The organism is Rhizobium sp. NZLR11, assembly GCF_019685115.1.
In the GTDB taxonomy this organism is placed as follows: domain Bacteria; phylum Pseudomonadota; class Alphaproteobacteria; order Rhizobiales; family Rhizobiaceae; genus Rhizobium.
On record NZ_JABDWD010000003.1, the window covers coordinates 72,193 to 98,572 of the forward strand.

The 26,380-nt window shown below is 62.0% G+C and carries 26 protein-coding genes; 8 read left to right on the forward strand and 18 right to left on the reverse strand.

The window, feature by feature from the left end:
• The first annotated feature begins 213 nt into the window (after positions 1 to 213).
• Both HJB83_RS06620 and HJB83_RS06625 read left to right on the forward strand, forming a co-directional pair.
• A complete protein-coding gene (locus HJB83_RS06620) occupies positions 214 to 1,878 on the forward strand; it encodes an electron transfer flavoprotein-ubiquinone oxidoreductase (RefSeq protein ID WP_221115316.1) in 1,665 nt (554 codons plus the stop codon).
• 134 nt (positions 1,879 to 2,012) lie between these two features.
• Positions 2,013 to 2,627 carry a L,D-transpeptidase gene (locus HJB83_RS06625; RefSeq protein WP_221115315.1) on the forward strand — a complete coding sequence of 205 codons (615 nt, stop codon included), beginning with the start codon at positions 2,013 to 2,015 and terminating at the stop codon, positions 2,625 to 2,627.
• Positions 2,628 to 2,708: 81 nt separating this feature from the next.
• Here HJB83_RS06625 and HJB83_RS06630 read toward each other — a convergent pair whose 3' ends face one another.
• Positions 2,709 to 3,614 carry a DMT family transporter gene (locus HJB83_RS06630; protein ID WP_207583571.1) on the reverse strand — a complete coding sequence of 302 codons (906 nt, stop codon included), beginning with the start codon at positions 3,612 to 3,614 and terminating at the stop codon, positions 2,709 to 2,711.
• 144 nt (positions 3,615 to 3,758) lie between these two features.
• Here HJB83_RS06630 and HJB83_RS06635 point away from each other — a divergent pair, with 144 nt between their 5' ends.
• A complete protein-coding gene (locus HJB83_RS06635) occupies positions 3,759 to 4,232 on the forward strand; it encodes an Lrp/AsnC family transcriptional regulator (RefSeq protein ID WP_207583572.1) in 474 nt (157 codons plus the stop codon).
• Positions 4,233 to 4,263: 31 nt separating this feature from the next.
• On the opposite strand, the gene mgtE is transcribed toward HJB83_RS06635, so the two are convergent.
• Both mgtE and HJB83_RS06645 read right to left on the reverse strand, forming a co-directional pair.
• Positions 4,264 to 5,637, reverse strand: a complete 1,374-nt coding sequence (mgtE, locus tag HJB83_RS06640) for a magnesium transporter (protein ID WP_221115314.1) — start codon at positions 5,635 to 5,637, stop codon at positions 4,264 to 4,266.
• Positions 5,638 to 5,901: 264 nt separating this feature from the next.
• On the reverse strand, positions 5,902 to 7,128 hold the full coding sequence (locus HJB83_RS06645; protein ID WP_221115313.1) for an MFS transporter: 1,227 nt from the start codon (positions 7,126 to 7,128) through the stop codon (positions 5,902 to 5,904).
• A 300-nt stretch (positions 7,129 to 7,428) separates the two neighbouring features.
• Here HJB83_RS06645 and HJB83_RS06650 point away from each other — a divergent pair, with 300 nt between their 5' ends.
• Positions 7,429 to 8,373, forward strand: a complete 945-nt coding sequence (locus tag HJB83_RS06650) for a diacylglycerol kinase family protein (protein ID WP_207583575.1) — start codon at positions 7,429 to 7,431, stop codon at positions 8,371 to 8,373.
• Between the two features lie 15 nt (positions 8,374 to 8,388).
• Here HJB83_RS06650 and HJB83_RS06655 read toward each other — a convergent pair whose 3' ends face one another.
• Positions 8,389 to 9,741 carry a glutamine synthetase family protein gene (locus tag HJB83_RS06655; RefSeq protein ID WP_207584279.1) on the reverse strand — a complete coding sequence of 451 codons (1,353 nt, stop codon included), beginning with the start codon at positions 9,739 to 9,741 and terminating at the stop codon, positions 8,389 to 8,391.
• Positions 9,742 to 9,821: 80 nt separating this feature from the next.
• Here HJB83_RS06655 and HJB83_RS06660 point away from each other — a divergent pair, with 80 nt between their 5' ends.
• Positions 9,822 to 11,189 carry an aspartate aminotransferase family protein gene (locus tag HJB83_RS06660; RefSeq protein WP_221131469.1) on the forward strand — a complete coding sequence of 456 codons (1,368 nt, stop codon included), beginning with the start codon at positions 9,822 to 9,824 and terminating at the stop codon, positions 11,187 to 11,189.
• 6 nt (positions 11,190 to 11,195) lie between these two features.
• Here HJB83_RS06660 and HJB83_RS06665 read toward each other — a convergent pair whose 3' ends face one another.
• The 4 genes from HJB83_RS06665 to HJB83_RS06680 form a co-directional block, all read right to left on the reverse strand.
• Positions 11,196 to 12,683, reverse strand: coding sequence for a glycosyltransferase family 39 protein (locus tag HJB83_RS06665; RefSeq protein ID WP_221131470.1), 1,488 nt, complete (start codon positions 12,681 to 12,683; stop codon positions 11,196 to 11,198).
• Positions 12,684 to 14,183, reverse strand: a complete 1,500-nt coding sequence (locus HJB83_RS06670; protein WP_221131471.1) for a glycosyltransferase family 39 protein — start codon at positions 14,181 to 14,183, stop codon at positions 12,684 to 12,686.
• A 12-nt stretch (positions 14,184 to 14,195) separates the two neighbouring features.
• Entirely contained in the window at positions 14,196 to 15,212 is a 1,017-nt protein-coding gene (locus tag HJB83_RS06675; RefSeq protein ID WP_207583579.1) for a glycosyltransferase family 2 protein, read from the reverse strand.
• 137 nt (positions 15,213 to 15,349) lie between these two features.
• Positions 15,350 to 16,843, reverse strand: coding sequence for a glycosyltransferase family 39 protein (locus tag HJB83_RS06680; protein WP_221131472.1), 1,494 nt, complete (start codon positions 16,841 to 16,843; stop codon positions 15,350 to 15,352).
• Between the two features lie 196 nt (positions 16,844 to 17,039).
• Between HJB83_RS06680 and HJB83_RS06685 the strand changes: the two genes are divergently transcribed.
• Positions 17,040 to 18,002 carry a lysylphosphatidylglycerol synthase domain-containing protein gene (locus HJB83_RS06685; RefSeq protein WP_221131473.1) on the forward strand — a complete coding sequence of 321 codons (963 nt, stop codon included), beginning with the start codon at positions 17,040 to 17,042 and terminating at the stop codon, positions 18,000 to 18,002.
• Here the strand turns inward: HJB83_RS06685 and HJB83_RS06690 are convergent.
• From HJB83_RS06690 to HJB83_RS06705, 4 genes are read right to left on the reverse strand one after another with little or no spacing between them, the layout of a single operon-like run.
• Positions 17,970 to 19,211: an RNA polymerase sigma factor gene (locus tag HJB83_RS06690; protein WP_221131474.1), complete on the reverse strand. Its 1,242-nt coding sequence runs from the start codon at positions 19,209 to 19,211 to the stop codon at positions 17,970 to 17,972. The genes HJB83_RS06685 and HJB83_RS06690 overlap by 33 nt on opposite strands.
• Before the next feature lie 9 nt (positions 19,212 to 19,220).
• Positions 19,221 to 19,580 carry a YciI family protein gene (locus HJB83_RS06695; protein WP_221115307.1) on the reverse strand — a complete coding sequence of 120 codons (360 nt, stop codon included), beginning with the start codon at positions 19,578 to 19,580 and terminating at the stop codon, positions 19,221 to 19,223.
• Between the two features lie 2 nt (positions 19,581 to 19,582).
• A complete protein-coding gene (locus tag HJB83_RS06700; protein WP_207583584.1) occupies positions 19,583 to 19,942 on the reverse strand; it encodes a YciI family protein in 360 nt (119 codons plus the stop codon).
• Positions 19,943 to 19,952: 10 nt separating this feature from the next.
• On the reverse strand, positions 19,953 to 20,309 hold the full coding sequence (locus tag HJB83_RS06705; RefSeq protein WP_221131475.1) for a YciI family protein: 357 nt from the start codon (positions 20,307 to 20,309) through the stop codon (positions 19,953 to 19,955).
• 155 nt (positions 20,310 to 20,464) lie between these two features.
• Here HJB83_RS06705 and HJB83_RS06710 point away from each other — a divergent pair, with 155 nt between their 5' ends.
• Entirely contained in the window at positions 20,465 to 20,683 is a 219-nt protein-coding gene (locus HJB83_RS06710; protein WP_207583586.1) for a hypothetical protein, read from the forward strand.
• Between the two features lie 9 nt (positions 20,684 to 20,692).
• On the opposite strand, the gene HJB83_RS06715 is transcribed toward HJB83_RS06710, so the two are convergent.
• The 3 genes from HJB83_RS06715 to HJB83_RS06725 all read right to left on the reverse strand — a co-directional run bounded on the left by HJB83_RS06715 (position 20,693) and on the right by HJB83_RS06725 (position 23,064).
• The gene (locus tag HJB83_RS06715) at positions 20,693 to 22,195 is read right to left on the reverse strand and encodes an AMP nucleosidase (RefSeq protein WP_207583587.1); all 1,503 of its coding nucleotides are present in this window, start codon (positions 22,193 to 22,195) and stop codon (positions 20,693 to 20,695) included.
• Between the two features lie 88 nt (positions 22,196 to 22,283).
• Entirely contained in the window at positions 22,284 to 22,463 is a 180-nt protein-coding gene (locus HJB83_RS06720) for a hypothetical protein (protein WP_164010299.1), read from the reverse strand.
• 262 nt (positions 22,464 to 22,725) lie between these two features.
• Positions 22,726 to 23,064, reverse strand: a complete 339-nt coding sequence (locus HJB83_RS06725; RefSeq protein ID WP_207583588.1) for a DUF2147 domain-containing protein — start codon at positions 23,062 to 23,064, stop codon at positions 22,726 to 22,728.
• A gap of 444 nt (positions 23,065 to 23,508) precedes the next feature.
• Between HJB83_RS06725 and HJB83_RS06730 the strand changes: the two genes are divergently transcribed.
• Positions 23,509 to 23,775 carry a sel1 repeat family protein gene (locus HJB83_RS06730; RefSeq protein WP_018071017.1) on the forward strand — a complete coding sequence of 89 codons (267 nt, stop codon included), beginning with the start codon at positions 23,509 to 23,511 and terminating at the stop codon, positions 23,773 to 23,775.
• Positions 23,776 to 23,975: 200 nt separating this feature from the next.
• On the opposite strand, the gene HJB83_RS06735 is transcribed toward HJB83_RS06730, so the two are convergent.
• The 3 genes from HJB83_RS06735 to HJB83_RS06745 form a co-directional block, all read right to left on the reverse strand.
• Positions 23,976 to 25,088, reverse strand: coding sequence for a pyridoxal phosphate-dependent aminotransferase (locus tag HJB83_RS06735; RefSeq protein ID WP_207583589.1), 1,113 nt, complete (start codon positions 25,086 to 25,088; stop codon positions 23,976 to 23,978).
• A 160-nt stretch (positions 25,089 to 25,248) separates the two neighbouring features.
• The gene (locus HJB83_RS06740) at positions 25,249 to 25,650 is read right to left on the reverse strand and encodes a PilZ domain-containing protein (RefSeq protein ID WP_116405296.1); all 402 of its coding nucleotides are present in this window, start codon (positions 25,648 to 25,650) and stop codon (positions 25,249 to 25,251) included.
• Positions 25,651 to 25,885: 235 nt separating this feature from the next.
• Complete coding sequence (locus HJB83_RS06745) at positions 25,886 to 26,287, reverse strand: DUF2177 family protein (protein ID WP_207583590.1); 402 nt, start codon at positions 26,285 to 26,287, stop codon at positions 25,886 to 25,888.
• Positions 26,288 to 26,380 lie beyond the last annotated feature (93 nt).

Here is a 26,380-nt window from a genome sequence, read left to right on the forward strand (position 1 = left end):
CATGCGCCGGAAAAGGGAAGGGCGTGTGGTCGGTTCGGCGTCGTTTGATAATTGACGTTCACGTAAACCGCATATAATTCTGGCGTCCAGGGCATATCATTGTGCGAATTGAAGATTGGCTGTCGTATCCCGGCTCGACAATGCTTTCTCGTTTTGACAAGAAAGTGCCTATGACGGGATGACGGCCGCGTGCCGCCAAGCGGAGACGAGTGAATGACCGAGACGACTGAGCTGCCCGAACGCGAGAGCATGGAATTCGACGTGGTGATCGTCGGCGCCGGTCCGGCTGGTCTTTCTGCGGCGATCCGGCTGAAGCAGGTCAATCCGGAGCTTTCGGTCGTCGTGCTGGAGAAGGGCTCGGAAGTCGGCGCCCACATCCTCTCCGGCGCCGTCGTCGATCCGATCGGCATCGACCGGCTGCTGCCCGGCTGGCGCGAAGAGAGTGAGCATCCCTTCAAGACCGAGGTCACCGCCGACCATTTCCTGCTGCTCGGCCCGGCCGGCTCGATCCGCCTGCCGAATGTGCTGATGCCGCCGCTGATGAACAATCACGGCAACTACATCGTCTCGCTCGGGCTCGTCTGTCGCTGGCTGGCCGGTAAGGCCGAAGAACTCGGCGTCGAGATTTATCCGGGCTTTGCCGCAACCGAAGTGCTCTATAATGACGAGGGCGCGGTCATCGGCGTCGCCACCGGCGACATGGGGATCGAGAAGAACGGTGAGCCCGGCCCGAATTATACGCGCGGCATGGAACTGCTCGGCAAATACGTGCTGATCGGCGAAGGTGTACGCGGCTCGCTCGCCAAGCAGCTGATCGCCAAGTTCGATCTGCAAAAAGGTCGCGAACCGCAAAAGTTCGGCATTGGCATCAAGGAACTCTGGCAGGTCAAGCCGGAGAACCATAAGCCGGGCCTGGTGCAGCACTCCTTCGGCTGGCCGCTCGGGATGAAGACCGGCGGCGGTTCCTTCCTCTATCACCTCGAAGACAATCTGGTCGCCGTCGGCTTCGTCGTCCATCTCAACTACAAGAACCCCTATCTCTATCCGTTCGAGGAATTCCAGCGCTTCAAGACCCATCCGGCGATCCGCGGAACCTTCGAGGGCGGCAAGCGGCTCTCCTATGGCGCGCGTGCCATCACCGAGGGCGGTTATCAGTCGGTGCCGAAGCTCTCCTTCCCCGGCGGGGCGCTGATCGGCTGTTCGGCTGGTCTCGTCAACGTGCCGCGCATCAAGGGCAGCCATAACGCGGTTCTGTCGGGCATGCTGGCGGCCGAGAAGGTGGCGGCGGCGATTACAGCCGGCCGCAGCCATGACGAGGTGGTCGAGATCGAAAACGAATGGCGCAAGGGCGACATCGGCAAGGATCTCAAGCGGGTGCGCAACGTCAAGCCGCTGTGGTCGAAGTTCGGCACGGCGCTCGGCGTGGCGCTCGGCGGTCTCGACATGTGGACCAATACGCTGTTCGGCTTCTCGTTCTTCGGCACGCTGAAGCATGGCAAGACCGATGCGCAGTCGCTCGAGCCGGCCGCAAACCACAAGCCGATTGCCTATCCGAAACCGGATGGCGTCTTGACCTTCGACCGGCTGTCCTCGGTGTTCCTGTCGAACACCAATCACGAGGAAGACCAGCCGGTGCATCTTCAGGTCAAGGACATGGGCCTGCAGAAACGTTCGGAGCACGACATCTATGCCGGCCCGTCGACGCGTTACTGTCCGGCCGGGGTTTATGAATGGGTCGAGAAGGACGGAGAGGAGACCTTCGTCATCAACGCCCAGAACTGCGTGCACTGCAAGACCTGCGACATCAAGGATCCCAACCAGAACATCAACTGGGTGCCGCCGCAGGGCGGCGAGGGGCCGGTCTATCCGAACATGTGAGGCGGATTATCCACGCCGCCGACAATTTTACGTGCTGACGCCTTCGTATCGCCTGCGGCGGGCGGCCGTTAGCCGTTCGTTAACCATAATTTCCTTAGCGTGCGACATCTTGTTGACGCACTAAGGACACATTCATGACGATCTCCCGCCGGGGTTTCCTGATCGCTCTGCCGCTTTTTGTCGCCGGCTGCTCTTCGACCGGCCTGAACAGCCAGACCAATTACGCCGCACTTCCGGATGAAAAATTCCCGTTGAGGCAGGTGCCGATCGACAAGATCAAGCCGGAACTCCGCCGTCAGGAAGTGGCCTACGAAACCACCCATGACGCCGGCACCGTGGTGGTCGACACCCCGACGCGCCGTGCCTATTATGTCCTCGGCGGCGGCAGGGCGGTGCGGTACGGCGTTGGCGTCGGTCGCGAGGGGCTGGCATTTGCCGGCAACGCCTATATCGGCCGCAAGGCCGAGTGGCCGAGCTGGACGCCGACGGAAAACATGCAGCGCCGCGAAGAGCGTTATCGCAAGCTCGCCGGCGGCATGCCGGGCGGTCCGAACAACCCGCTCGGCGCACGAGCGATGTATCTCTATCGCGGCGGCGGCGACACGCATTTCCGCATTCACGGCACCAATCAGCCGCAATCGATCGGGCTCGCCATGTCGAGCGGCTGTATTCGCATGATGAACCACGACGTGATCGACCTCTATAGCCGGGTCGAAGTCGGCGCCAGGGTCGTCGTCATCCAGGCTTGAGCGAGCAAAATCACGTTGATTGAAAAAGCCGCCGCAGCGATGGCTGTCGGCGGCTTTCGACGTTCGTTGGTCCGGTGGCGGTCAGCGGCGCTGGGCGGCGATCCCCGTGGAAAGCGCAACGCCCATGCCGGTGATCACGGCGGCGCTGATTTCCGTCAGGCCGATCGGTTCGCCAAGCAGCAAGCCGCCGCCAAGCGTTGCCAGCACAGGCGTCAGCGCCGTGAAGGCGGCGGCCTGCGTTCCGCCGAGCGTTGTGACGGCGGTGCCGTAGGCGACCATGGCGACGAGGCCGGAAAGAATGCCCTGGCTCAGCACCTGCAGGCCGATTTCCGGAAGCGGTGCCTGCTGCAGCGAGATGCCGAAGATGAGGGCCAGCGCGCCCATGATCAGGAAGGACCAGACGGCGATCAGCGCGCTTGCCTGCACGGCCGTCAGGCCGGAGCGGCGGAAGGCATGCGTATAGCTCGCCCACAATACGGCGCCGGCCGGTAGCAGCACGAAGCTCGTCCATGGAAGCGAGGCGTCTGCAAGGCTGTGGGTGAGCAGGATCAGCACGCCGGCGACGATTGCGACCAGCCCGGCGATGCGGGTGGTATCAGGTCTTTCGCCAAACAGCACGATGCCGATCAGCGCCGCCGCGAGCGGCATCGAGCCGCCGAGCAGGATGCCTGAAGACGCAGCCGGCGTCGAATGGATTGCCAGCGTGGTGAGCAGGAAGAAAACGGCGCCGGACCCGGACACCATGATCGCCACCAGGTGCAGCGGCAGGGACTTCGGCAACAGTCCGGTCTTCAGCCAGACCGGCGAAAGCACCAGCGCCGGAATGCCGAAGCGGATCAGCCCGATGTCGACCGAGCCGAGCGGCGTTGCGGCGCTGTGGCGGGTGACGAGAAACCATGTCGCCCAGATCAGTACGGTAACGGTGCCGCCGGCATAACCCAGTGCCTGCGAAGGCGATTTGTCGTTCGTAAATGCAATGGTGGTCATCGTCCTGTCCCTTCCTTCATCCGGAGCCTTTCCGGTTGAGGAAAAGATTAGTCCCAGAGGGCAGGGCATGTCCTTGCTATCTCTGGCTCAAAAATCATATTATGCGCAATATTCTGCCAATCGACGCCAACAGGGATCGCGAAAATGCCAAATCTCGATAAATTCGATATCGCCATCCTGAAGTGCCTGCAGGAGGATGCACGGGCAACCAATGTCGAGATCGCCGAGAAGGTGAACCTTTCGCCGTCGCCCTGCCTGCGCCGCATCCGCAATCTCGAACGCTCCGGTATCATCCGCGGCTACACGGCCGATATCGACCGTAAGGAGGTCGGCCTCGGCCTGACCGTCTTCGTCGAATTCAAGGTCGCCCATCACAGCCGTGAGAATTCCGAGGCGCAGCAGAAGGCGCTGCTCGCCATCCCCGAGATCGTCTCCTGTTTCCTGATTTCGGGCACGGCCGATTTCCTCGCCGAAGTGGTGGTCGAGGATCTCGCCGCCTACGAACGGCTTCTGACGGAAACGCTGTTGACCCTGCCGAATGTCAGCGACATCCGCTCCAACTTCGCCATCCGCAGCATGAAGACGCATGGGCCGTTGAAGCTGCCCGAGGGAAAATAAATCCCCTCGGGCTTGCTGCCATTTGCGGGTGCTACAGCAGCGTCCCGCTGAGGATGAGCAGGGCCACCGAGAAGTAGATGACGAGCCCGGTGACGTCGACCAGCGTGGCGACGAAGGGGGCCGAAGCGCTGGCCGGATCGAGCCGGAGCTTCTGCAGCAAGAAGGGCAGCATCGAACCGCAGATCGAGCCGAAGGTGACGATCCCGATCAGGGCGGCAAACACCGTGATGGCGACCATCTGCCAGTGCGGGCCGTAGTCGTAGAGGCCGGCCGACTGCCAGAAGACGATGCGAATGAAGCCGACGAGGCCGAGGATCGCGCCGAGCACGATGCCGGTCGGCAGTTCGCGCAGCAGCACCTTCCACCAGTCCGAAAGCTTCAGCTCGCCGAGCGCCAGCGCCCGAATGATCAGCGAGGTCGCCTGCGAACCGGAATTGCCGCCCGAGCTCATGATCAGCGGGATGAACAGCGTCAGCACCACGGCCTTTTCCAGCTCGCCTTCGAAATGCTGCATGGCGCTTGCCGTCAGCATCTCGCCGAGGAAGAGGGCGGCGAGCCAGCCGGCGCGCTTGCGGATCATGCCGGCGAAGCCGATCTTCATGTAGGGCTGGCCGAGCGCCTCCATGCCGCCGAACCTCTGGGCCGCTTCCGTCGTGTCTGATATCATCGTGTCGATCACGTCGTCGACGGTGACGATGCCGAGCATCTGCCCATGTTCGTCGGTGACCGGCAGGGCGAGCAGGTCATGCTTGCGGATCAACCGGGCGACATCCTCCTGCTTCATCAGCGGATCGGCCGAAACCGGCGCACCCTTCTGCGCCACCGAGAGGATGGAAGCATCCGGCTCGCCGGTGATGAGGCGGCGCAGCGTCACCACATGCATGAGCGCATGGCTGATCTCGTCGAGCACATAGATGGCGTAGACGGTCTCGCGCGAGCGTTCGACCTGGCGCACATGGTCGAGTGTCTGGGCGATGGTCCAGTTCACCGGCACGCTGACGAATTCCGTCGTCATGATGCCGCCGGCCGTGCGCGGCGGGTAGCCCATCAGGTGCTGGATCGCGATGCGCACCGGCTCGTCGAGGCTGGCAAACAGCCGGGCGCGGGTCTCGCCGTCGAGTTCGAGCAGCACGTCGGCGACACGGTCGTTGGACATGCCATGCAGCAGGCGTGCAGCGTCCTCGGCGCTGATCAGCGCCAGGATCTGTGCAGCGTTGCGAAGCTCCGGCCGGTCGAGGATGTTGACGGCATAGTCGAGCGGCATGCCGGTCAGCACGCGGCCGGCGTCCTGGACGGTCAGCGCGTTCAACGATTCGACGTGTTCGGCGATCGTTGCGCCGCGGCTGTTGTTGATGAAGGCACGGGCGGCATGGCCTGCCCGAAGAGGGAAGCGATTGATATTCATTTGAGGCTCGCCTTTCCGTCGATCCGCCGTAGCGTCCCGACCGGGCGAGCCGACAGGAGTCGGTCAGCGCACGAGGGCCGCGTACGGCAAGGGCAATCGACTGCTACTGTCGCTTGGCATCGTTAAGATGGCTCCGTTAAAATCCGCGGAAGACGAGTGCCGTCCACGTGAGATTCTAGGTGGTCCCGAACGCGAAAAAAGTCAAGCGGGGTAAAAGCTTAACGCCAGAATGTCGCACACCCGCGCATTGTGGGCGGAGACGCTCTACGCGGCCTGCGTGCTCCGGCTGCGACGCTCCAGCCGTGCTGAGGCCGCAAAGACGAAGAGGCCGAGGAAGGACAGTGCTGCGCCGACATAACCGGTTGCCGCAAAACCGTAGCCCCAGGCGATGACGAGACCGCCGAGCCAGGCGCCGATCGCATTGGCGATGTTGAAGGCGGAATGGTTGGAAGCGGCGGCAAGCGTCTGCGCATCGGCGGCGACATCCATCAGCCGTGTCTGCAGCGCCGGGCCGGCGGCAAAACCGCAGCCGACGAGGAAGACGGAGAGGCCGAGCATATAGGGATTGGCGGCGGTCAGCGAGAAGGTGGTCAGCACGACGATATTATAGACGAGCGAGCCGCCGATCGTACCGAGCAGCGATTTGTCGGCGAGCCATGAACCGATGAAATTGCCGGCATTCATGCCGACGCCGAAGAGCACCAGCATGATCGGAACCGCTGTTTCCGGCAGCATCGCCACCTCGGTTGTCGTCGAGGCGATATAGCTGAACATCGCAAACATACCGCCGTAACCGACAGCGGCGATGCCGAGCGTCAGCCACACCTGCGGCCGGCGGAAAGCCCCGAGTTCGCGCAGGAAGCTTGCCTCCTCGGAAACCCTGTCCTTGGGAACGTAGAACCAGATCAGCGCCACCGTCAGCAGGCCGAGCACGCCGACCGAGAAAAATGCGATCTGCCAGTCGAGCGACTGGCCGAAGAACGTCGTCAAGGGCGTGCCGAGAAGTGTTGCGACGGTTAGGCCGAGCATGACGCGGCCGACGGCACGTGCGCGGCGGTGCACAGGCACCATCGAGGCGGCGACAAGGGCTGCGACGCCGAAATAGGCGCCATGCGGCAGGCCGCTGACGAAGCGCAGCAACGTGAAGGTTTCGAAGGTCGGCGCCATGGCGCTGAAGATATTGCCGGCGGCAAAGATCAGCATCAGTGTCAGCAGCAGCGTACGGCGCGCCATCTTCGCGGCGAGCACGGCGATGACGGGCGCGCCGATGACGACGCCGAGTGCATAGGCGCTGATGACGTAGCCGGCTTGCGGGGTCGTGACCGAGAAGGTCTTGGCGACATTGGGCAATAGGCCCATAATCGCGAATTCGCCGGTGCCGATGCCGAAGCCGCCGCAGGCGAGCGCCAGCTGGACCAGCGCTACTGTCGTTGCCGAGGGCAGCCCTTCATCCTGGCTATCGATGGAATCATTGACGGTGATCTCACTCACGAGAGCTCCTCGATGCGGTTTTCTGATTGGCGATGGCCTTGGCGCTGGCACGGCCGCGGGCCGATCGTTCAAAATGGCGGGAGGTGGAGACCTGTCTCCGATCCTTCCATCTATCCGTGACGACCCGGCCGGCGTCGAGTGCGTTTTTTGCAGTGCAGCGTCCTGCTATGTGCATATGTCCGTTGCAATTTTTGCATTTCTGTCGTCTCCCGGGAAAGGTACTGGCGCTTGAAATCGCCGATCCCGAAACCATCTGATGGGCAAGGCAGGATTATTTCCGCGCCAGAGACGGGAGCCCTCATGAAGCTTGTAGGCTTTTTCAATCGCGACGGCGGTACCTTCAGGACCACCGACATGCTGGCCTACGAAAAGAGGGCGGAGGCGGCTTTCCGCGAAGCTGGGCACGATTTCGACGCCATCGTCTTCTCCGGAAAGGAGATCATTCCCGCCATGGAGCGGGCGGCCAAGCGCGACGACATCGACGGGATCGTCGCCGGCGGCGGCGACGGCACGATTTCGGCGGCGGCATCGATCGCCTGGAAAAACGGCATTGCGCTCGGCGTCGTGCCGGCCGGCACCATGAACCTGTTTGCCCGCTCGCTGCGTGTGCCGCTCGATATCTGGCAGGCGCTCGATGTGCTTGCCTCTGGCGAGATCGACAATGTCGATATCGCCAGCGCCAACGGCCGGCCCTTCATCCACCAGTTTTCCGCCGGCCTGCATGCCCGAATGGTGCGCTACCGCAACGCCTACAGCTATCGTTCGCGGCTGGGCAAGATACGGGCGAGCACAAAGGCGGCCTTGGGCGTCATCTTCAACCCGCCGGAATTCGAAGTCGAGTTCGAGGCGGCCGGCATGCGCGAGCGCCGCAGGGTGTCGGCAATCTCCGTCTCCAACAATCCCTTCGGTGAGAATGCGCTGCTTTACGCCGACAATCTGAGAAGCGGCGAGCTCGGCTTCTATACGGCAAATCCGCTGAAACCGGTCGGTGTCGCCCGTCTCGCCATCGACATGCTGCGCGGCAAGGTCCGCGAGAATGCCGATGTCATGGTGATGCATCCGGCGGAGGTGCAACTGCATTTCCCGAAACTGCGTTACAAGGCCAATTGTGTCATGGACGGCGAGTTGCTGCCGCTCGAACGCGACGTCTCGATCCGACTGCATCCAGGCGAGTTGAAGGTTCTCGTCAAGCAGGGTCTCGCCGCGCAGGTGGATGCGGCCGAGCGCCGCGAGCCGGCTGTGTAGGTCTTCTGCTGAATTTCAGAGCCGCGGCAGATAAGTGCGATAGTCGAAATCCGAGACGGTGCGCAGATGCGCAAGCGCTTCCTTGCGCTTGGTGTCGCCGTAGAGCGCCTGATAACGTGCGCCGAAGATATCGGCGATGAAGGGCGAGGCACGGAAGGCTTCGACGGCACTCAGGAAATCATGCGTCAGCCGCGCGGTATTCGCCGGTGTGTGCGACGGCGACGTCTCCTCGCCGGGGTCGAGTTCGCCGTCGAGACCGATAAGCATGCCGCCAAGGATCGCGGCGAGCAGCAGATAGGGATTGGCGTCGGCGCCGGCGACGCGGTGCTCGATGCGGGCGGCCGGCCCATCCTTGTCGGGTATGCGGATCGCCGTGCCGCGATGGCCGCTGCCCCAGGTCAGATCGACAGGTGCAAACGAGCCCGGCTGGAAGCGGCGATAGGAGTTGGCGAACGGGGCGAAGATCAGCTGCGCCGCGCGCATGGTGTCGAGCAGGCCTGCTGTCACCGATTTCAGCAGTTTCGGTTCGCCGCCCTTGGCATCGAGAATGTTGCGGCCTTGCACATCGATGATGCTCGCATGCACATGCAGGCCGGAGCCGGCATGGTCGGAATAAGGCTTGGCCATGCAGGTCGATTTCAGTCCGTGGCGGCGCGCCGCCTGCTCGGCGATGCGCTTGAGGTAGAGGCAATCGTCCGCCGCGGCCAGCGCATCGGGGCGGTGCAGCAGGTTGACCTCGAACTGACCAGGGCCGAATTCCGCCGTCGTCGCATCCGCCGGCAGCCCCTGCGCCTTCGCATAGGCCCTCAGCGTCCCGAGATAGACGTCGAGTGCATCGACGGCGCTCATGTCGTAAAGCTGGAAGCCGTTCGGTTCGCCGCGATAGGTGAGGCTTTCGGGCGGGGAGGGGCGGCCGGCCTCGCGCCAGTCCCCTGACATCACGTAGAATTCCAGCTCGGTCGCCACCACGGGTGTCAGGCCGCGTGCACGATAACGATCGAGCACCGAGGCGAGGATGGCGCGCGGATCCATGAAGCTCGGGATGCCGTCGAATTCGTGCATGGTGGCAAGCACCTGCATCGAGCCCTCGGGCGCCCAGGGCATCGGCGCGAGGCTCCGCCGGTCGGGGACGAGCTTGCCGTCCGGATCACCGATCGTCAGCGACAGGCCGGTAATGTCGTCATTGTCGTCGCCCCAGATGTCGAGCGATTGCGTCGAGGTCGGCAGGCGGATGTCGCCGGCCCAGATCTTGTCTTCGGCGCCGGGCGGAAGCTGCTTGCCGCGCAGATCGCCGTTCATGCCGACGATCAGGATCTCAAAACGAGGATCGCCGCCCTCGGCCTTGCCGTCCACCCTGTCGCTCGCCATGACCTTGAAAATCCTCCGGGACAAGGCCAAGCTCCTATCCCATCGATAACAGCCTTTCAATCCGCGAGGGTCTTCCCATTATGCCCGATACCTACCCACCCTCGAACCTTGCGGCGATCGACGCCGCGCATCACCTGCATCCCTTCGCCGACATGAAGAAGCTGAATGCCGAAGGCACGCGCATCATCCAGCGCGGCGAGGGCGTTCATATCTTCGACAATCACGGCAGGAAATATCTCGATGGCTTCGCCGGCCTCTGGTGCGTCAATATCGGCTATGGCCGCCGCGAGATCACTGACGCCGTTGCAAGACAGATGAACGAGCTGCCCTATTACAATACCTTCTTCGGCACGAGTTCGACGCCGGCGACGCTGCTTGCCCAGAAGGTCACCGCCCACGCGGGGGCGCGTTTCAACCATATCTTCTTCACCGGCTCCGGCTCGGAGGCGAACGACACCTGGTTCCGCATGGCCCGCGTCTATTGGAGCGCCGTCGGCAAGCCGTCGAAGAAAATCGTTATAGCAAGGAAGAACGGCTATCACGGTTCGACCGTCGCCGGCGCCAGCCTCGGCGGTATGAAATACATGCACGAGCAGGGCGACCTGCCGATCCCTGGCATCGTTCATATCGGCCAGCCCTATTGGTACGGCGAGGGCGGCGATCTCTCGCCTGATGAATTCGGTCTCAAGGTCGCCCGCGAACTCGAAGCGAAGATCGACGAGTTGGGCGAGGAAAATGTCGCAGCCTTCGTCGCCGAACCGGTGCAGGGGGCTGCCGGCGTCATCATCCCGCCCGAGACCTACTGGCCGGAGATCGACAGGATCTGCAAGGCGCGTAATATCCTGTTGGTGACCGATGAGGTGATCTGCGGTTTCGGCCGGCTGGGCGCCTGGTTCGGCTATGAGCATTTCGGCGTCGAGCCCGATCTGGCGCCGATCGCCAAGGGACTGTCCTCCGGCTACCTGCCGATCGGCGGCGTGCTCGTCAGTGACCGCATCGCCGACGTGCTGATCAACGAGGTCGGCGAGTTCAATCACGGCTTCACCTATTCCGGCCATCCCGTCTGCGCTGCCGCCGCCCTCGAAAACCTGCGCATCATCGAGGAGGAGAAATTGGTCGAACGGGTGCGCGACGATATCGGCCCCTATTTTGGCAAGGCCTGGGCGGCCCTTGCCGAGCATGATCTGGTCGGCGAGGCCGTCAGCATCGGCCTGATGGGCGCCCTGCAGCTGACTGCCGACAAGAGCACGCGCACGCGTTATGACAAGCCCGATCAGGTCGGTGCGCTGGTGCGCAACCATGCGCTGGCGAACGGCCTCGTGCTGCGCGCCACGGGCGACCGCATGCTGGCCTCGCCACCGCTTGTCATCAGCCATGCGGAGGTGGACGAGATGGCAAGAATTACCAGCCTGGCGCTGGATTTGGCCTGGAAGGAACTGAAATCCTGATTTCGCTTAGTCCGGCTGGTTGATCCAGGCATAGCCGAAACGGTAGCGATCCTCGCCGCGCCCGTAGAAATAGGGCGCGTCGATCACCGACCCATCCGGTGCGGACGTGCCGAGATTGGCTTGGAGCCATTGAGCCATGGCCGGCGGGAGGGCTTCGCTTCCCCCTTTCGGCGGTATCAGCCAGACGAGGAGAAGCGGTCGCCGGTCGGTCAGATCCGGATGGAAGCCGGGATAATCCACAGAGAGAACCGGCAAGCCGGGAATATCCTGCCGGAGATTGCCGGCAAGCAGGCTGTCTCCGGCAAGGATCGCCGCCGGCTCGGCCTGTTTGCGCAGGCTTTCCAGCATCGTGGCATAGGGCCTGTTCAATCGTTCGTAGTGACCGGTGAAGCGTGCGGCCGCGACACTGCCGTAAAGGGCCGCTGGCACGCCGATCATGATGATGGCGACGATCGCCATGAAACGCCGGAACGCTCTACCTGTCGCGACGCCCGCGGCCTCGATCTTCAGGCAGAAATAGAGCGGCAGGATGAAGAGCATCGGCACCAGCCAGCGATCCTTGATACCGGCCGCACCGCCGAAGACGATCAGAAACAGAATGGCGGCCAGGAAGACGAGCATCATCCGCTCGAGCAGCCGCGTCCATTCCGAGCCGGCAGTCAGCGCCGGACGAAGGCTCTTGCGGAAGGCGATGGCGAATACCGCCACCGTCAATCCGGCAAAGCTGATGGTGGCGAGAGCGAGCGAGCTGACACCCATGGCCACCTGCACGAGATAGCTCGCATGGCCGCTCGCAGTCATCTTCTCCAGGGTGCGTGCGGTGGCGAAATCGAGATTGTCCTTCAGCCAGAAGAGATGCGGCAGGGTGATGACGAATGCCACCGCCGCCGTCAGCATCAGCCGCCGGTCGAAGATCCGCGGCCGCAGGCGCGCATCCGCCAGCGCGGCAATCAGCGCTGCCGCCGGCAGGATCGCGAAATTATATTTAGCAAGCAGTCCGAAGCCGATTCCGATGCCGGCGATCAGATAGGAGGCAAGGCTCGGCTGTTTCAGGCTGCGGATGAAGCCGTAGAAGAAGATGCTGGCCGAGAAGAACACGGCGACCGTATGCGTGAGATCGCGCTGCATCTCGAAAGCCATCTGCGGGATCGTCAGCAGCCCCAGTGTTGATATCGCCACCAGCGCCTTGTCGCGCAGCAGGAGACGCGCGGTCAGGCCGTAGAGCAAGTAGGACGTGAACAGCAGAAGGTTTTTCACCACCGAAAGCGCGGCAAGCGAGACGCCGGCAAATTGGAAGACGGTGTATTGCAGCCAGTTGTAGAACGGCGGCTGAGGGCCGTAGCCGGCGGCAAGCCATTGCGAGCGGAAGGCCTGTTCGGCTTCGTCGAGATCGAGCGAATGCGAGGTTGCCAGCCGCACGCCGACCTGAAGCACGAAATAGGCCGCCAGCAGAACGAAAATCCACCGGATGTCGCGGCTATTGGTTTCGCTCATCTATCTGGCCCTCGGCTGAACCCAGGCGTAACCGAGCGCGAAATTGTCGCCCGGGCGGCCGAAATAATAGGGAAGCGACAGCGAGCCGACCTCCTGCGGCGCGATGCCCGCTGCCGTCAGCGCCGATGAAAACTGCTCCGGCATGACCGCATCGGCGGCCGTCGCCGTCTTCTTGCCGCGCCAGACGATCAGCACCGGTCCCTTCGCCTCGGCATAGGCTGGAATGCCAGGTGCCGGGAAATCGGGGATGACCGCGGGCACATCGGGAAATTGCAGCCGCATGTTTCCGCCGACATAGGTGTCCGAGGCGATCACCAACGCCGGTTCCGCCTGCCGCGACATCTCGCGGGAAAGGCGCGCCATCGGCACGTTCGGCCTGCTGTAGACGCCGATCAGCCCGGCGCCGACGACACGCAAGCCGAGTGCGATCAGCACGCAGGCCATCAGCACCGGCAGCACCGGCCGGAGGCGGCGTAGCCCTCCGGAAAGGTCGATGCCGGCAGCCTGCATCTTCGCCAGGAAATAGATCGGCAGCACGAGCAGGAACGGGTCGAGCCAGCGTTCACGCACAGTGGTGGAGCCGGTGAAGAGCACGATGAGAACGATGCCGGCAAGGCTTGCGAGCATCATCCGCTCCATCATCCCGGTCCAGCGGTTGCCGGCCGAAAGGGCACGGATAAAATCCCGGCGGAAGGTGGCGGCGAAAATGGCGACCGGCAGCGCCGCAAAGGCAATGATGGCAACGACAAAGGCGATGATGCCCTTGCCGATTCGCACCATGCCGGCGGGTTCGTTGCCGGCGGCCATCTTGACCAGAGTATCCGAGGAAGCAAATGCGAGATTGTCTCGCAGCCAGATCGCGTGCGGCAGGACGATGGCGAGCGCAATGACGATTGCCGCCAATATGCGCCAGTCGAGCGCCCTGCGGCGCCATTCGGCATCCGGCAGGATGGCGATCAAGCCGGCGGCTGGCATCAGTGCGAAATTATATTTCGAGATCAGGCCAATGCCTGTGGCAAGCCCGAGCACGAGATAGCTGCCGAGATTCGGTCGATCGAGCGTGCGGAAAAAGCCGTAGAGAAACAGCGAACTGGCAACGAGCAGTGCCGTCGTGTGGGTCAGATCCTGCTGGGCCATAAAGGAGACCTGGGGCAGGGTGATCAGCGCGAGCATGCCGATGGCGGCAAGCGCCTGGTCCTTCAAAGCTTCGCGCCCGGCAAGGCCGTAGAAAAGGTAGCACAGAAAGAGGAGAATATTCTTCGGAACGATCAGCGCGCCGATCGACATGCCCGTGACCGAAACGACGGCATATTGCATCCAGTTGTAGAAGGGCGGCTGCGGACCGTAGCCCGCCAGCAGATATTGCGAGAAGAAGGATTGCTCGGCCTCGTCGAGCTCCAGCGAATGCGGAAGCGCGAGGCGCAGCACGATGTTGAGCACGAAATAGGCCGCAAGCAGCAGGCCGGCGGTTTTGATCGTCCTCGTCGCGCGCTCCAGCATCGTGCTGCCGGCTTAGGCTTGGCTTCGATCGTCGAAGATCTGCCGCACGATATAATTCGGAGAGGCGTCGTCACGGTAATAGGTGCGCGCGATCATCTCCGCCAGGATGCCGGTTGTGATCATCTGCACCGACGACAGCAGCAGCACGACGCCGACCATCAGCATCGGCCGCGTGCCGATATCGTTGCCCATGATGAACTTGTCGAAGCCGAGATAGATGAGGATCAGCATCGCGACCGCACCGAGGCCAAGACCCAGCGAGCCGAAGAAATGCCCAGGCCGCGCCTTGTAGCGCATAAAGAACATCACCGACAGCAGGTCGAGAATGACGCGGACGGTGCGCGAAATTCCGTATTTCGAAACGCCGTGTTCGCGCGCATGGTGGGTGACGGCCATCTCGCCGATGCGCGAGCTCGGGACGACGCCGGCCACCCAGGCCGGGATGAAGCGGTGCATTTCGCCCATCAGCTTCACCTGCTTGATGATTGAGGCACGGTAGATCTTCAGGCTGCAGCCGTAATCGTGCAGCTTGACACCGGTGATGCGGCCGATCAGGTAGTTTGCGCACCAGGAGGGGATCTTGCGCAGCAGCAGACCGTCCTTGCGGTTCTTGCGCCAGCCGACCAAGAGGTCGAGTTCGCGCCGTTCCAATTCGGCGACCATCGCAGGAATGTCCTTCGGATCGTTCTGCAGGTCGCCGTCCATCGTTGCGATCAGCCGGCCCTGAGCGGTGTCGATACCAGCCTGCATGGCAGCGGTCTGGCCGAAGTTGCGCTGCAGCTCGACGATCCTGAGCACCAGCCCGTCGCGTCCGACGAACTTGCGGGCGTTGACGAGCGTCGCATCCGTGCTGCCGTCGTCGACGAGGAGCAGCTCCCAGCGATGGGGATAGGCTGCCATCGCAGCCACGACACGCTCGACGAGCGGACCGACGCTATCCTCTTCGTTGAAAATCGGCACGACCAGCGACAGCTCGAGCGATTGTACCGGATCATTCGTACCGCGAATGGGCTCTACGGTTGTCTGCAACGTTCATCTCCAAAAGGCCGGACGGCCGAGCAATCTTACTGCTGCCGTCGCGCTTGCGGAAGGCTAGTACATGAACTGTCCGCCGGTTGCCAGCGGGCAATGCCGGTTTCCCCGCAATCGCTTGACCTGCCGCAACGCTATTTGGCGCCGCCCTCTACCCAGGAATACCCGATGGAGAAGCTGCGTTTGCCGTCACCGAAGAGATAGGGCAGCGTCAGCGTGTTCAACTCCTGCAGATGAATGCCTGATCTTGCGAGATCGTTGGCGAAGCCGGGGGAAATCGTCGGGTCGTCTGCGGTCTCGCCGCGCCAGATAACCAGAACCGGTCCCTTCGCAGCCGCATATTCGGGAACCCCGGATCCCGGGAAGAACGGTATCACCACGGGAACATCGGGAAGCGCCAGCTTCAGATTGCCGGCCACGAACTTGGTTCCAGCGACGATGAGAACCGGCTTGCGGGTCGCGGTCAATTCAGCGACGTAGCCCGCAAAGGGTACGTTCGTTCTCGTATAGGTGCCGATATATTGAATGCCGATGATCCGGAAGAGAAGGATCGACAGGATGACGACCATGAAGACCGGCACCACGGGCCGGAAGCGCGCAAGGCCGGCGGAAAGATCGACACCTGCGGTTTCCAGTTTCAGGAACAGATAGAGCGGCAGGACGAGCAGGCAGGGGTCGAGCCAGCGCTCGTGGACATCGCTTGCGCCGGCAAAGAGCACCACGCCGACGAAAGCGACCAGACTGATGACCATCATCCGCTCGATCACCCGGATCATCGGGCTGGACGAGGAGAGCGCGCCAAAGAAGTCCCGCCGGAATGCGGCTGCGACGAGAACGATCGGCAAGGCGACGAAGCCGAGGAGGGCGATGAGGAGAGATAATAGTCCCTGTCCGATGCGGGGCATGCCGGCGGGGGCCAAGTCTTCTGCGGTCATTCGCTCCAGTGTCGGCCCAGAGGCGCTGAGGAGATTGTCAGGCAACCAGAGCGCATGCGGCAGCACGATCAGAATGGCGACTACGATCGCCGGCAGCAAACGCCAGTCGATCAGGCGGCTGCGCCATTCCCGGTCAGGCAGCACGGCGAGGAGTGCTGCAGCCGGCAGGATGGCGAAATTGTATTTCGAGATCAGCCCGATGCCGGTGGCGATGCCGATGACGAGGAAACTTGCGAGCGTCGGCTGGCGCAGCGTCCGGAAAAAACCGAAGAGGAAGAGCGAGGTCGCAAACAGCAGGGCGACGGTATGGGTCAATTCGCGCTGCGCCATCAGGCCCACCTGCGGCAGCGTAATCAGGCTCAGCATGGCGACGGCTGCCAGCGAACGGTTCTTCAGCACCTCGCGGGCAGCAAGCCCATAGAAGAGATAACAGCCGAAGAGAATGATATTCTTGGGCACCGACAGCACCCACATCGATATGCCGGTCACCGAAACGATGGCATATTGAATCCAGTTGTAGAACGGCGGCTGCGGGCCGTAGCCGGCAAGCAGGTATTGTGAATAGAAAGATTGCTCCGCCTCGTCGAGATCGAGCGTATGAGGCAAGGCGATGCGCAGCGCGATATTGAGCAGGAAATAGACTGCCAGAAAAATGCTTGCGCTCGTAATGCTTTTGGTAATCCGCTCCAACATCGATCTCCACGTCAAGCCGGCAAGGTATGTGATTTACCGGTCAGCGCTCGGATCGTCGGCGGGGAAGCGGAGTTCGCCGCCACTGCCCATCAACTCCGCCGTTGTGCGCAACCGTCATTTCTCTTAAAAGGCCTGGCGACGGGATCGGGCCCTGCCGACCCAAGCCCTGCCGACCCAAGCAAGGAATGCCTACTACATGAAGAGTTCGATCGTTGAAAGCCGGCAATCCTGGTTTATGCGCAATCGCATGACGGTGCTGACGGTCGTCATCGTCGCAGCCTATGCGCTCTTCATCCAATGGTTCTGGGGTTGGCCTGTCATTATCAGGCAGTGGGCGGATGTCGGCGCCGGTCCGGTGATCGGCGCGCTGGTGCTCCTGACGAGCACCTATTTCCTGCGCACCTGGCGCATCTATGATTATTTTCCGAAGGAGACGGCCGGCCGGTTCGCGGTCCTCTTCCGCGTCACGCAGATCCACAACCTGTTGAACATCATGCTGCCCTTCCGCACCGGCGAGACCAGCTTTCCGCTGTTGATGCGCACGGAGTTCGGCATTCCGCTGACACGCGGAACCTCGGCGCTGTTCGTCATGCGGCTGCTCGACCTGCACGCGCTGATCGCCGCCGCCGGTATCGGTTTTGCCGTCGCCGCCGCAGATGCAGTTGTTGCCTGGTTGCTCTGGACGGTGTTTCTGCTGCTGCCGGTCGCAGCTTTCGCCGCGCGCAAGCCGCTGCTGCGCCTCGCCGCCAGGCTGCTGCCGGGGAAGGCGCAGAAATTCGTCGCCGAGATCGAAAACGGTTTGCCGGTCGATGCCATCGCTTTTACACGCGCCTGGGCGATGACCATCGTCAACTGGCTGGTGAAGGTGATGGTGCTTGCCTGGGCGCTCGGCCTGATGGGCGTGCTGCCGATGGCGGCGAGCTTCGGCGGTGCGCTTGGCGGTGAGCTTTCCTCCGTGCTGCCGGTACACGCGCCGGGTGGCGTCGGTACCTATCCGGCCGGCATCACCGCCGGCGCCATTGCTCTCGGCGCTTCGAGCGAGCGGCTGGCCCTGGCCGCGTTGGCGCAGGCAAGCGTCAACGCCCACCTGCTGATCATCGTCTCAGCGCTGACGGGCACGGCGATCTCACTGCCGCTCGGGCGCCGCGGCAAGCTCTGAAATCCGTTTTCTGAGAAATGCCTGCTCCGGCTCCTGCCGGCAAAGCGACAGCGCCGTTCCATAGGCCGCGATCGCCTCCTGCCGCCGGCCGAGGCGCCGCAGGAAATCGGCGCGCGCCGAATGAGCGAGATGATAGGCCTTGAGCTCCTGGCGTTCCAGAATGGCATCGACCAGATCCAGCCCCTTCGCCGGCCCTTCCGCCATCGCGATCGCCACGGCGCGATTGAGTTCGACGATCGGCGAGGGCTGAGCCGCCAGAAGAAGATCGTAATAGAAGGCGATCCGCCGCCAGTCAGTCTCATCGGCAGCAGGTGCCCTGGCATGCTCGGCGGCGATTGCCGCCTGCAGTGTGTAGGTGCCGATCTCTCCCGCCCGCATCGCCTCGGCAAGCAGCGCCGATCCTTCCGCAATCTTTTCATGATCCCAGAGCGAGCGGTCCTGATCGGCAAGCAGCACCAGCAGCCCCTGCTCATTGCTGCGGGCGGTGCGGCGGGAATCCTGCAGCAGCATCAGCGACAGCAGGCCGCGGACATCGGGATGCGGCAGCAGCGCCAGAAGCAGCCGGGCCAGACGGATCGCCTCCGCCGTCAGGTCGGCACGAACCACGTCCTCGCCCGAAGAGGCGGAATAGCCTTCGTTGAAGACCAGGTAGATGACGTGCAGCACCTGGTCGAGCCGCTCAGGCAGCGCCTCGCGGCCTGGCACCTCATAGGGGATATTCTCCGTTCGGATCCTGTTCTTGGCGCGCACGATCCGCTGGGCGACCGTCGGCGCCGGGGCGAGGAAGGCATGGGCGATCTCCTCGGTGGTCAATCCGCAGATTTCCCGAAGCGCCATCGCCGTCTGCGCATCGGAGGGGATGGCGGGATGGCAGCAGGTGAAGATCAGCCGCAGCATATCGTCCTCGATTGGTTCCATGTCGCCGATCTCCGTTGCATCAGGCGTGTAGAGGCTGTCCTCGATGTGATGCTGCGACGCATCGAAGCGCGCTCGCCGCCGGATCGTGTCGATCGCTTTGAAGCGCCCCGTGGAAACGAGCCAGGCGAAGGGATTGCCGGGAATGCCGTCGGCCGGCCATGTCCGGGCGGCCGCGGCGAAGGCGTCGTGCAGCGCTTCCTCGGCCCGGTCGAAATCGCCGAGCAGGCGGATCAGCGTCGCCAGCACCCGGCGCGATTGGGTTCGATAAATCTCCTCGATCAGGCTTTCCAACGGCGCACCTCAGTCCGGCAGGGTCAGCATCCGTACGGGCCGAAGTTCGACCGCGCCGAAACGCGCCGAAGGGATCCGCCCGGCGATCTTTTTTGCCGTTGCCATATCTGGCGCCTCGATGACGTAGAAGCCGGCCAGATGCTCCTTCGTCTCGACATAGGGACCGTCGGTCGCGGACAGAGTGTTGTCTCGAACACGCAGCACGGTCGCCCTATCAGGCATCTCAAGCGCATCGGCGTGGACCATGATACCGTCGCGGCGCAGTTCCTCGTCGAAGGCGAAATGCGCTTTGACGAGGTCATCGGTCTCTTCAGATGTCAGCGTGCCGTCGGTGTCGGCGCTGTTATAGATCAGGCAGATGTAGCGCACGACTATTTCCCATCCTGGATGGCATAAGTCGGGCGCACTTCGATTGAGCAATATCTGAGGATCGGAAAACTGGACACGATCGTCTTCGCCTCCTCGATATTCTCGGCTTCGATCAGCACGAAACCACCGAGGTGCTCTTTGATTTCGGCAAAAGGACCATCGGTCGCGGAGGCTTCGCCGTTGCGCAGGCGGACGGTGATCGCCGCTGACGGTTCATGCAAGGCGAGCGCCACCAGCAGATGACCGCTCTCGCGCCAGCGATTGTCGCTGGTGATGCACTCCTGTGTGAGCGCATCCCATTCGGTCTGAGGAACCAGCTTGCTTTTTTCCGTGTCGAACCAGATCTGGCATAGAAACTTCATTGGTACCTCCTCATTGAGCTGCGAATTCGTGGATGGGCCGCACCTCGATCGCGCCGAGCTTGGCAAGCGGGATGCCAGCGGCGATGCGGATCGCGTCGTTGAGATCCTTGGCCTCGATCAGGATGAAGCCGCCGATCGCCTCCTTGGTCTCGGTAAAGGGACCGTCCGTTATCGACATTTCACCGCCCCGCACCCTAACGGTCACCGCCGCTTTCGGCGACTGCAACGCCTGGGCGACGATCATATGTCCGCTTTCGACGAGGTCCTTGTCATAGTTCAAGGAGTTCGTGTCGAGCTTGGCCTTCTCCTCTTGCGTCATGGCGTCGAGCACGCCGTTATCGAACCAGACCTGACAGAGATATTTCATCGCGGACAGCCTCCCTTGCGGCGCTTCAATGACTCTGGACGATCGAGCTTCGCGCATTTCGACATCGCCCTAAAAAAACTTTTGGTGGGTCGGCTGTCGAAACCGCAAGTCAGCACTCGACAAGGCTTCATCGAAACCTGTCGAGGAGAACGACAATGAGCATTCTTGAAATCGCGCTGGCAAGCCAGATCTGGGCACGTCGCCATGAAAAGCGTCAGCAGGAGTTCCTCGAAAGCGATGGGCTGAAGATTCTCCAGCGCGTCGCTTTCGCCTTCCTGGCCTTCACCCTGTTGATCGCAGGGCTGAATATTGCCGCTGGCAGGCCGCAGACGCTTGCACAGCGCTCAGTGCCTGTTGTGATGACAGGCCGATGAGGAAACGGCCTATTGGAAGGCCGTTTCGAAGAAGCTGCGCAGCTTGCGCGAATGCAGCGCTTCCGTCGGCATGGCGGCAAGCTTCTGCACGGCGCGGATGCCGATCTGCAGATGCTGGTTGACCTGTGTGCGGTAGAAGGCCGTCGCCATGCCCGGCAGCTTCAATTCGCCGTGCAGCGGCTTGTCGGAAACGCAGAGCAGCGTGCCGTAGGGCACGCGGAAGCGGAAGCCGTTGGCGGCGATCGTCGCCGATTCCATGTCGAGCGCGATTGCGCGCGCCTGGGACAGCCGCTTCACCGGCCCGCGCTGGTCGCGCAGTTCCCAGTTGCGGTTGTCGATCGTCCCGACGGTGCCGGTGCGCATGATGCGTTTCAGCTCGAAGCCCTCGTAGCCGGTGATTTCGGCAACGGCTGCCTCAAGCGCCACCTGCACTTCGGCCAGCGCCGGGATCGGCACCCAGACCGGCAGATCGTCGTCGAGAACATGGTCCTCGCGCATATAAGCATGGGCAAGCACATAATCGCCGAGCCGCTGGCTGTTGCGAAGACCGGCGCAGTGGCCGAGCATCAGCCAGGCATGCGGGCGCAGCACGGCGACATGATCGGTGATCGTTTTGGCGTTGGAGGGGCCGACGCCGATATTGATCATGGTGATCCCGGCATGGCCCTTCTTCTTTAGATGGTAAGCCGGCATCTGCGGCAGGCGCGTAAGCGCCGCATCGGTTTCCGGCGCGCTCGAGCCGGGCAGGGTGACGATGTTGCCGGGCTCGACGAAGGCCGTATAGCCGTCGCCGCCCTCCGCCATCAGCTTGCGAGCCCAGCTGCAAAATTCGTCGATATAGAACTGATAGTTCGTGAACAGCACGAAATTCTGAAAATGCTCGGCATGCGTCGCCGTATAATGCGACAGACGGGCGAGCGAATAGTCGATGCGTTGCGCGGTGAATGGCGCAAGCGGCGAGGGCTCTCCCGGTGGCGGGATATATTCGCCGTTGGCGATCTCGTCATCGGTGGTGTTGAGGTCGGGCGTGTCGAAAATATCGCGCATCGGAACGTCGATGAAGGCGTTTGTCGATGCTTCCACATGCGCACCCTCGCCGAAGGCGAAATGCAAGGGGATCGGCGTCGTCGATTCCGACACGATGACCGGAACATTGTGGCTCTTCACCAGGAGCGCCAGCTGCTCCTTCAAGTAATGCTTGAAGAGCTTCGGCCGGGTGACTGTCGTCGTATAGATGCCCGGTGCCGTGACATGGCCGTAGGAAAGGCGCGAATCGACATGGCCGAAGCTTGTCGTCTCGATGCTGACCTGCGGATAGAAAGCACGATAGCGCGAGGAGATCGGAGCGCCCTGCGCCAGCTCGGTGAAGCTCTTGATCAGGAATGCCGTATTGCGCTCGTAAAGCGCCGTCAGCGCCTCCACCGCCTTGGCGGGATCATCAAAGCTCTGCGACTGGAAAGGGGGTGGCGAGGATATGTCGAGCGGCGACAAAGGGGAGATTCGTTTGTTCATGACGCATTATAGAGAGTTGTTTTTGACAAGCAAACGACGCGCGCCGGCGGAATCCGATTATTTTATCGTCTTCCGCGTCAGATGCCGCTCACTGCACCGATGGCGCGCAGAAGGTGCCGTTTCTCTCCAGGCAGGTATAGCTCGCCCCGAAATGCGACTGTGCGCCACCGCCGCCATTGTGCACCACCACCGCCGAAAACGTGATCGCGAAGATCGCCGCAAACAGTGTGATGATGCTGAAACGCCTTGCCAGAATATACATGTCCATTGCCTTGCCCCCGATACGCAACTCTATCGTGACAAGGGTTTTGCCATGGGGCGGCTGAATGAGTGCTGAGATACCGGTTCATCCAGCGTTCAGCTTGCCGGGGAGGCTCGGGCGGGTTGCGGAGGGGATTTACAAGGGTTCGCCAGGCCCGGCTCAACGCGTTCGATTTTGCCGGGTCGCTTTGAAGGGGCGGAAAAGGGCCGCTGGCATGCCGGGGCGTTGGCATGCCCCGCGTTTGGTGATCGTCGTGCAGCCGCCAGGCTCAGAGCCGTGTCCATGTCTGGGCCTTGCAGAGGACCTTCATCACGCAGCCTTGCATCCTCAGCGAATTGCCGGAAATCTTGCCCGAGCCGCTATAAGTCTTGTCGGCGGCCGGGTCGATGATCTCGCCGGCATAGCTGCCACCGGTTCCCGCAAGCGTGCCGATCTTCCGGCCGGCATATTTGCCGGTCTTCAGCGTCACGCAATAACTGCCGCCGCAGGAAGCGATCACCGCCGTATCGCCGGCGGCCGTCTTCCAGTTACCGACGATCGGCTCCTCGGCATGCGAGATCCCCGCGATCATTGTTATGGCGGCGGCGAGAACGAAGCTGCGGATCATCTTTTCCTCCATGATGTCCCTGATCGGCCGCGAAACTAACTGACGCGAACGTAAAGGTAAATAAGCATGATTGTTATCCCGCAGACTGGGCAAAAGACGCGAGAAAAAGCCGTGCGGCGGCCTTTCAAAAATATCGCCTGCTGATTTCATGATGAACGATCCCTTTATTTTCAGATCTGAATCTTTCGTAAAATTCGAGCGAAAATCCCTAATCCGCAAGGCATCTGATGTTTAACAAAAACCCAAATTTACCAAGCATTTGCACTTTGTTTGTCTAGAATTAATCATGCATTTTAGGCGTTTTTTGAAAGCCGTTTGGCATAGTGAACCCATCAAACGAGCGGGGCAAACCCGCCGGACCGCAAGGGCCGCAAGCCGCGATAGACGGCAAGGCCCAGAGGTAAAACAGGGTAAGTCATAAACAGGCTAACAGGGATAAAACCGATGGCACGCTTTGAAATGCACAATGCTGAAACGGCCACCATGGGTGGCGACAACAGCGCCGATGTCTTCTGCGAAATGGGTCTGATGTATGCGACCGGCCGCGGTTGCGAAGTCGATCTTGTCGCAGCTCACAAATGGCTGAACATCGCCGCAATCAAGGGCAACGACCGCGCCGCCGAGCTTCGTGCCGACGTGGCCGCCGCAATGGACAAGATGCAGCTCGTGGCAGCGCTACGCGCCGCCCGCGAGTGGATGACGGTTCACTGACATTGTCCTGCCGGCAAATCGGCAGGAACGATATAACAACCTCGAAAAGAGGGGCTGGCGGGCACTTTAGATGGGGCCGACGCCGGGAGAACGGAACCGCGACCGGATCCTCCACCCGGTCGCGGTTCTCGCTGTTTTACAGCAAAGAGTGAGAGCATGATGCCGCCCGAAAACCGCTGACATTTTCGGCACATGCTCCATCAGCCGATCTGTTTCAGCACCTGCGGCAGGGTTTCTTCGAGAAGCGCCATATCCGCCTCTGGCCCGACGCTGACGCGAATGCAGCGATTGAGGGGCGCCACGCCAGGCATGCGGATGAAGACGCCGCGTTCCATCAGACCGTCGACGATCGCCCTGGCATATGCGCCGTCGCGGCCGGCGTCGATCGCCACGAAATTCGTTGCCGAGGGCAGGGGCTCAAGGCCGTTTGCCCGGGCGATACCGCCGATCCGGTCGCGCGCCGCGTGGATTTTCCCGACCACCTCGACGAGATAGGCCTGGTCCTTGAGGGCGGCGAGCGCTGCGGCCGTCGCCAACCGGTTCATGCCGAAATGATTGCGGATCTTGTCGAAGGCCTGCGCCGTGCCGGCGGCCGAGATCACGTAGCCGGTGCGCGAGCCGGCAAGCCCGTAGGCTTTGGAGAAAGTGCGGGTGCGAACGACGTTCGGCAGGTCGATAAGCGAGGAAATCGACGGCAGCGACCCTGCCGGCCCGGTCTCGCTATAGGCCTCGTCGAGCACCATCAGCGTCGTCTCGGGCAGCGCCCGGGCGAAAGCGACGATCCTGTCGGCATCCCACCAGCTCCCCATAGGATTGTCGGGATTGGCGAAATAGACGAGCGGCGCATTCTCGCGCTTCACGGCATCCAGCAGCCCGTCGAGATCCTCACGGTCGTTTGCGTAGCGAACCGTCACCAGTCGGCCGTCGAAACCGGTCACATGGAAGTTGAAGGTCGGGTAGGCGCCAAGCGAAGTGACGACAGGCGCGCCCGGCTCGATCACCAGCCGGACGATTTGGCCGAGCAATTCGTCGATGCCGCTGCCGATGGCGATATTGGTGGCCGAGACGCCGAGATGGGCGGCAAGCGCTTGCCTGAGCGCGAAATTTTCCGGATCATTGTATTTCCAGATATTGCCGGCCTCCTCGCGCATCGCCGCAAAGACGGAAGGGGCTGGACCAAAGCCGTTCTCATTGGCGCCGATACGGGCCAAAACGGCAAGTCCGCGTTGGCGCTCGATCGCCTCGGGGCCGACGAAAGGAACTGTGGAAGGCAGGGCGCTGGCAAGAGGCGTGAAGCGCGAAAAGGCGGACATGCGACGGCGGTTTCCCGGATATCGTGACAATTGGCGAAACAATAGGCCCGGGCACGGCCAACGCAAGCAAGATTATTTCCGCAACGGCAGCCCAGCGCGTCTTTTCAGACGCGCGAGACGCCAATCCCGATTCAAGGAATTATGCAGCCTCTTGGCCTGTTCACGCCCGGAAGATCGGCCCGCGCCGGGCGGCGATCGCTTCCATATTGCCGACGAGGAAATCGGTGCGGACGACGCGGCGCAGAACCTCGGGGTCCATAATGTTGATGAACCGCACGCCGATGCGTTCCTTGTGACGATAGACTTCGGCGCATCCGATGCGATAGGCGAGGCCGAGAATGTTGAGATAATAATGCTTCGGCAGGCCGGCCGTGGTCGATACGACAAACGTCGCGCCACCCTGGGAAATATCGATGATCTCGGCGCTTCGCATCGAGACGCCTGTGAGGCACGGCCGGACGGCGACGATGCGGGCTGGCCGCTTGACGCTGAATTCTTCCCAGCGCAGGTCGTAAACAGCGGACTTCACCGTGGCAAGGTGTGTGGCGCGGAGCATAGACATTCACATTCTCCGTCAGGACGCATTTGGGGTCTATGATCTCGATCAGGGCGGTTTTGATCGAGCAAGCTGGTCTTCATCCCGAGCAATCTGGTCTTGCTCCCAACCAAGGTCACATGAATGTTTTGCACATTCGTCAAATATAAAATTACAATTTTAACGAGTTCAAACTTTGTTCCTATGCGGGACGCCGTCATGTCCATTATCGGGACGCGGGCTTTCACTCCTTGGTATCGTTTCAGGCAAGAATTCTGACGGCGAGATATCCGCCGCCGGCGGTCAGCGCCGTCAGCAACGTGCCCCACGCCATGTCGACAAGGCTCATGGCGAGTGGCCAGTTGCGGAGTGTGGCAAGATTGGTGACGTCATAGGTGCCATAGGCCGCCAATCCTAGAATGGCGCCGTGAAGAAACGCTGTGGCGATCGAGCCTGCCGACAGCGCGGGCAGCACTGCAAGCACGACCACTGCGGCGGCGAAGAACAGGTAGAACAATGCGGCGACCGCTAGATTGGGGGAAGGCAGCATCAGCGCCCCCAACTGGTCGCGATAAAAGTTGCGGGCGATGAGGCCAAGCCATATCCCGTCGCAGACGAGCAGGGTGAGAAAGGTGCCGGCATAGGCCAACAGTGATGTCTTCATCGTCAATCTCCCGAACCTGCCTTTTCTACGCAGCAAAGGCCGACCGGATTGCCGCCCGTTCGATTTCGGTGCAATTTTCCCGAACTCTTTCAA

Excerpts from the sequence above, each read along its gene's own strand:
- HJB83_RS06710 (WP_207583586.1), top strand. The coding sequence starts at position 20,465 with ATGAGCATTCTTGAAATCGCGCTGGCAAGCCAGATCTGGGCACGTCGC.
- HJB83_RS06730 (WP_018071017.1), top strand. The coding sequence starts at position 23,509 with ATGGCACGCTTTGAAATGCACAATGCTGAAACGGCCACCATGGGTGGC.
- HJB83_RS06660 (WP_221131469.1), top strand. The coding sequence starts at position 9,822 with ATGCCCGATACCTACCCACCCTCGAACCTTGCGGCGATCGACGCCGCG.
- HJB83_RS06685 (WP_221131473.1), top strand. The coding sequence starts at position 17,040 with ATGAAGAGTTCGATCGTTGAAAGCCGGCAATCCTGGTTTATGCGCAAT.
- HJB83_RS06635 (WP_207583572.1), top strand. The coding sequence starts at position 3,759 with ATGCCAAATCTCGATAAATTCGATATCGCCATCCTGAAGTGCCTGCAG.
- HJB83_RS06705 (WP_221131475.1), bottom strand. The coding sequence starts at position 20,309 with ATGAAATATCTCTGTCAGGTCTGGTTCGATAACGGCGTGCTCGACGCC.
- HJB83_RS06700 (WP_207583584.1), bottom strand. The coding sequence starts at position 19,942 with ATGAAGTTTCTATGCCAGATCTGGTTCGACACGGAAAAAAGCAAGCTG.
- HJB83_RS06650 (WP_207583575.1), top strand. The coding sequence starts at position 7,429 with ATGAAGCTTGTAGGCTTTTTCAATCGCGACGGCGGTACCTTCAGGACC.
- HJB83_RS06720 (WP_164010299.1), bottom strand. The coding sequence starts at position 22,463 with ATGGACATGTATATTCTGGCAAGGCGTTTCAGCATCATCACACTGTTT.
- HJB83_RS06655 (WP_207584279.1), bottom strand. The coding sequence starts at position 9,741 with ATGGCGAGCGACAGGGTGGACGGCAAGGCCGAGGGCGGCGATCCTCGT.
- HJB83_RS06725 (WP_207583588.1), bottom strand. The coding sequence starts at position 23,064 with ATGATCCGCAGCTTCGTTCTCGCCGCCGCCATAACAATGATCGCGGGG.
- HJB83_RS06740 (WP_116405296.1), bottom strand. The coding sequence starts at position 25,650 with ATGTCTATGCTCCGCGCCACACACCTTGCCACGGTGAAGTCCGCTGTT.
- HJB83_RS06625 (WP_221115315.1), top strand. The coding sequence starts at position 2,013 with ATGACGATCTCCCGCCGGGGTTTCCTGATCGCTCTGCCGCTTTTTGTC.
- HJB83_RS06735 (WP_207583589.1), bottom strand. The coding sequence starts at position 25,088 with ATGTCCGCCTTTTCGCGCTTCACGCCTCTTGCCAGCGCCCTGCCTTCC.
- HJB83_RS06665 (WP_221131470.1), bottom strand. The coding sequence starts at position 12,683 with ATGAGCGAAACCAATAGCCGCGACATCCGGTGGATTTTCGTTCTGCTG.
- HJB83_RS06715 (WP_207583587.1), bottom strand. The coding sequence starts at position 22,195 with ATGAACAAACGAATCTCCCCTTTGTCGCCGCTCGACATATCCTCGCCA.
- mgtE (WP_221115314.1), bottom strand. The coding sequence starts at position 5,637 with ATGAATATCAATCGCTTCCCTCTTCGGGCAGGCCATGCCGCCCGTGCC.
- HJB83_RS06630 (WP_207583571.1), bottom strand. The coding sequence starts at position 3,614 with ATGACCACCATTGCATTTACGAACGACAAATCGCCTTCGCAGGCACTG.
- HJB83_RS06620 (WP_221115316.1), top strand. The coding sequence starts at position 214 with ATGACCGAGACGACTGAGCTGCCCGAACGCGAGAGCATGGAATTCGAC.
- HJB83_RS06745 (WP_207583590.1), bottom strand. The coding sequence starts at position 26,287 with ATGAAGACATCACTGTTGGCCTATGCCGGCACCTTTCTCACCCTGCTC.
- HJB83_RS06670 (WP_221131471.1), bottom strand. The coding sequence starts at position 14,183 with ATGCTGGAGCGCGCGACGAGGACGATCAAAACCGCCGGCCTGCTGCTT.
- HJB83_RS06680 (WP_221131472.1), bottom strand. The coding sequence starts at position 16,843 with ATGTTGGAGCGGATTACCAAAAGCATTACGAGCGCAAGCATTTTTCTG.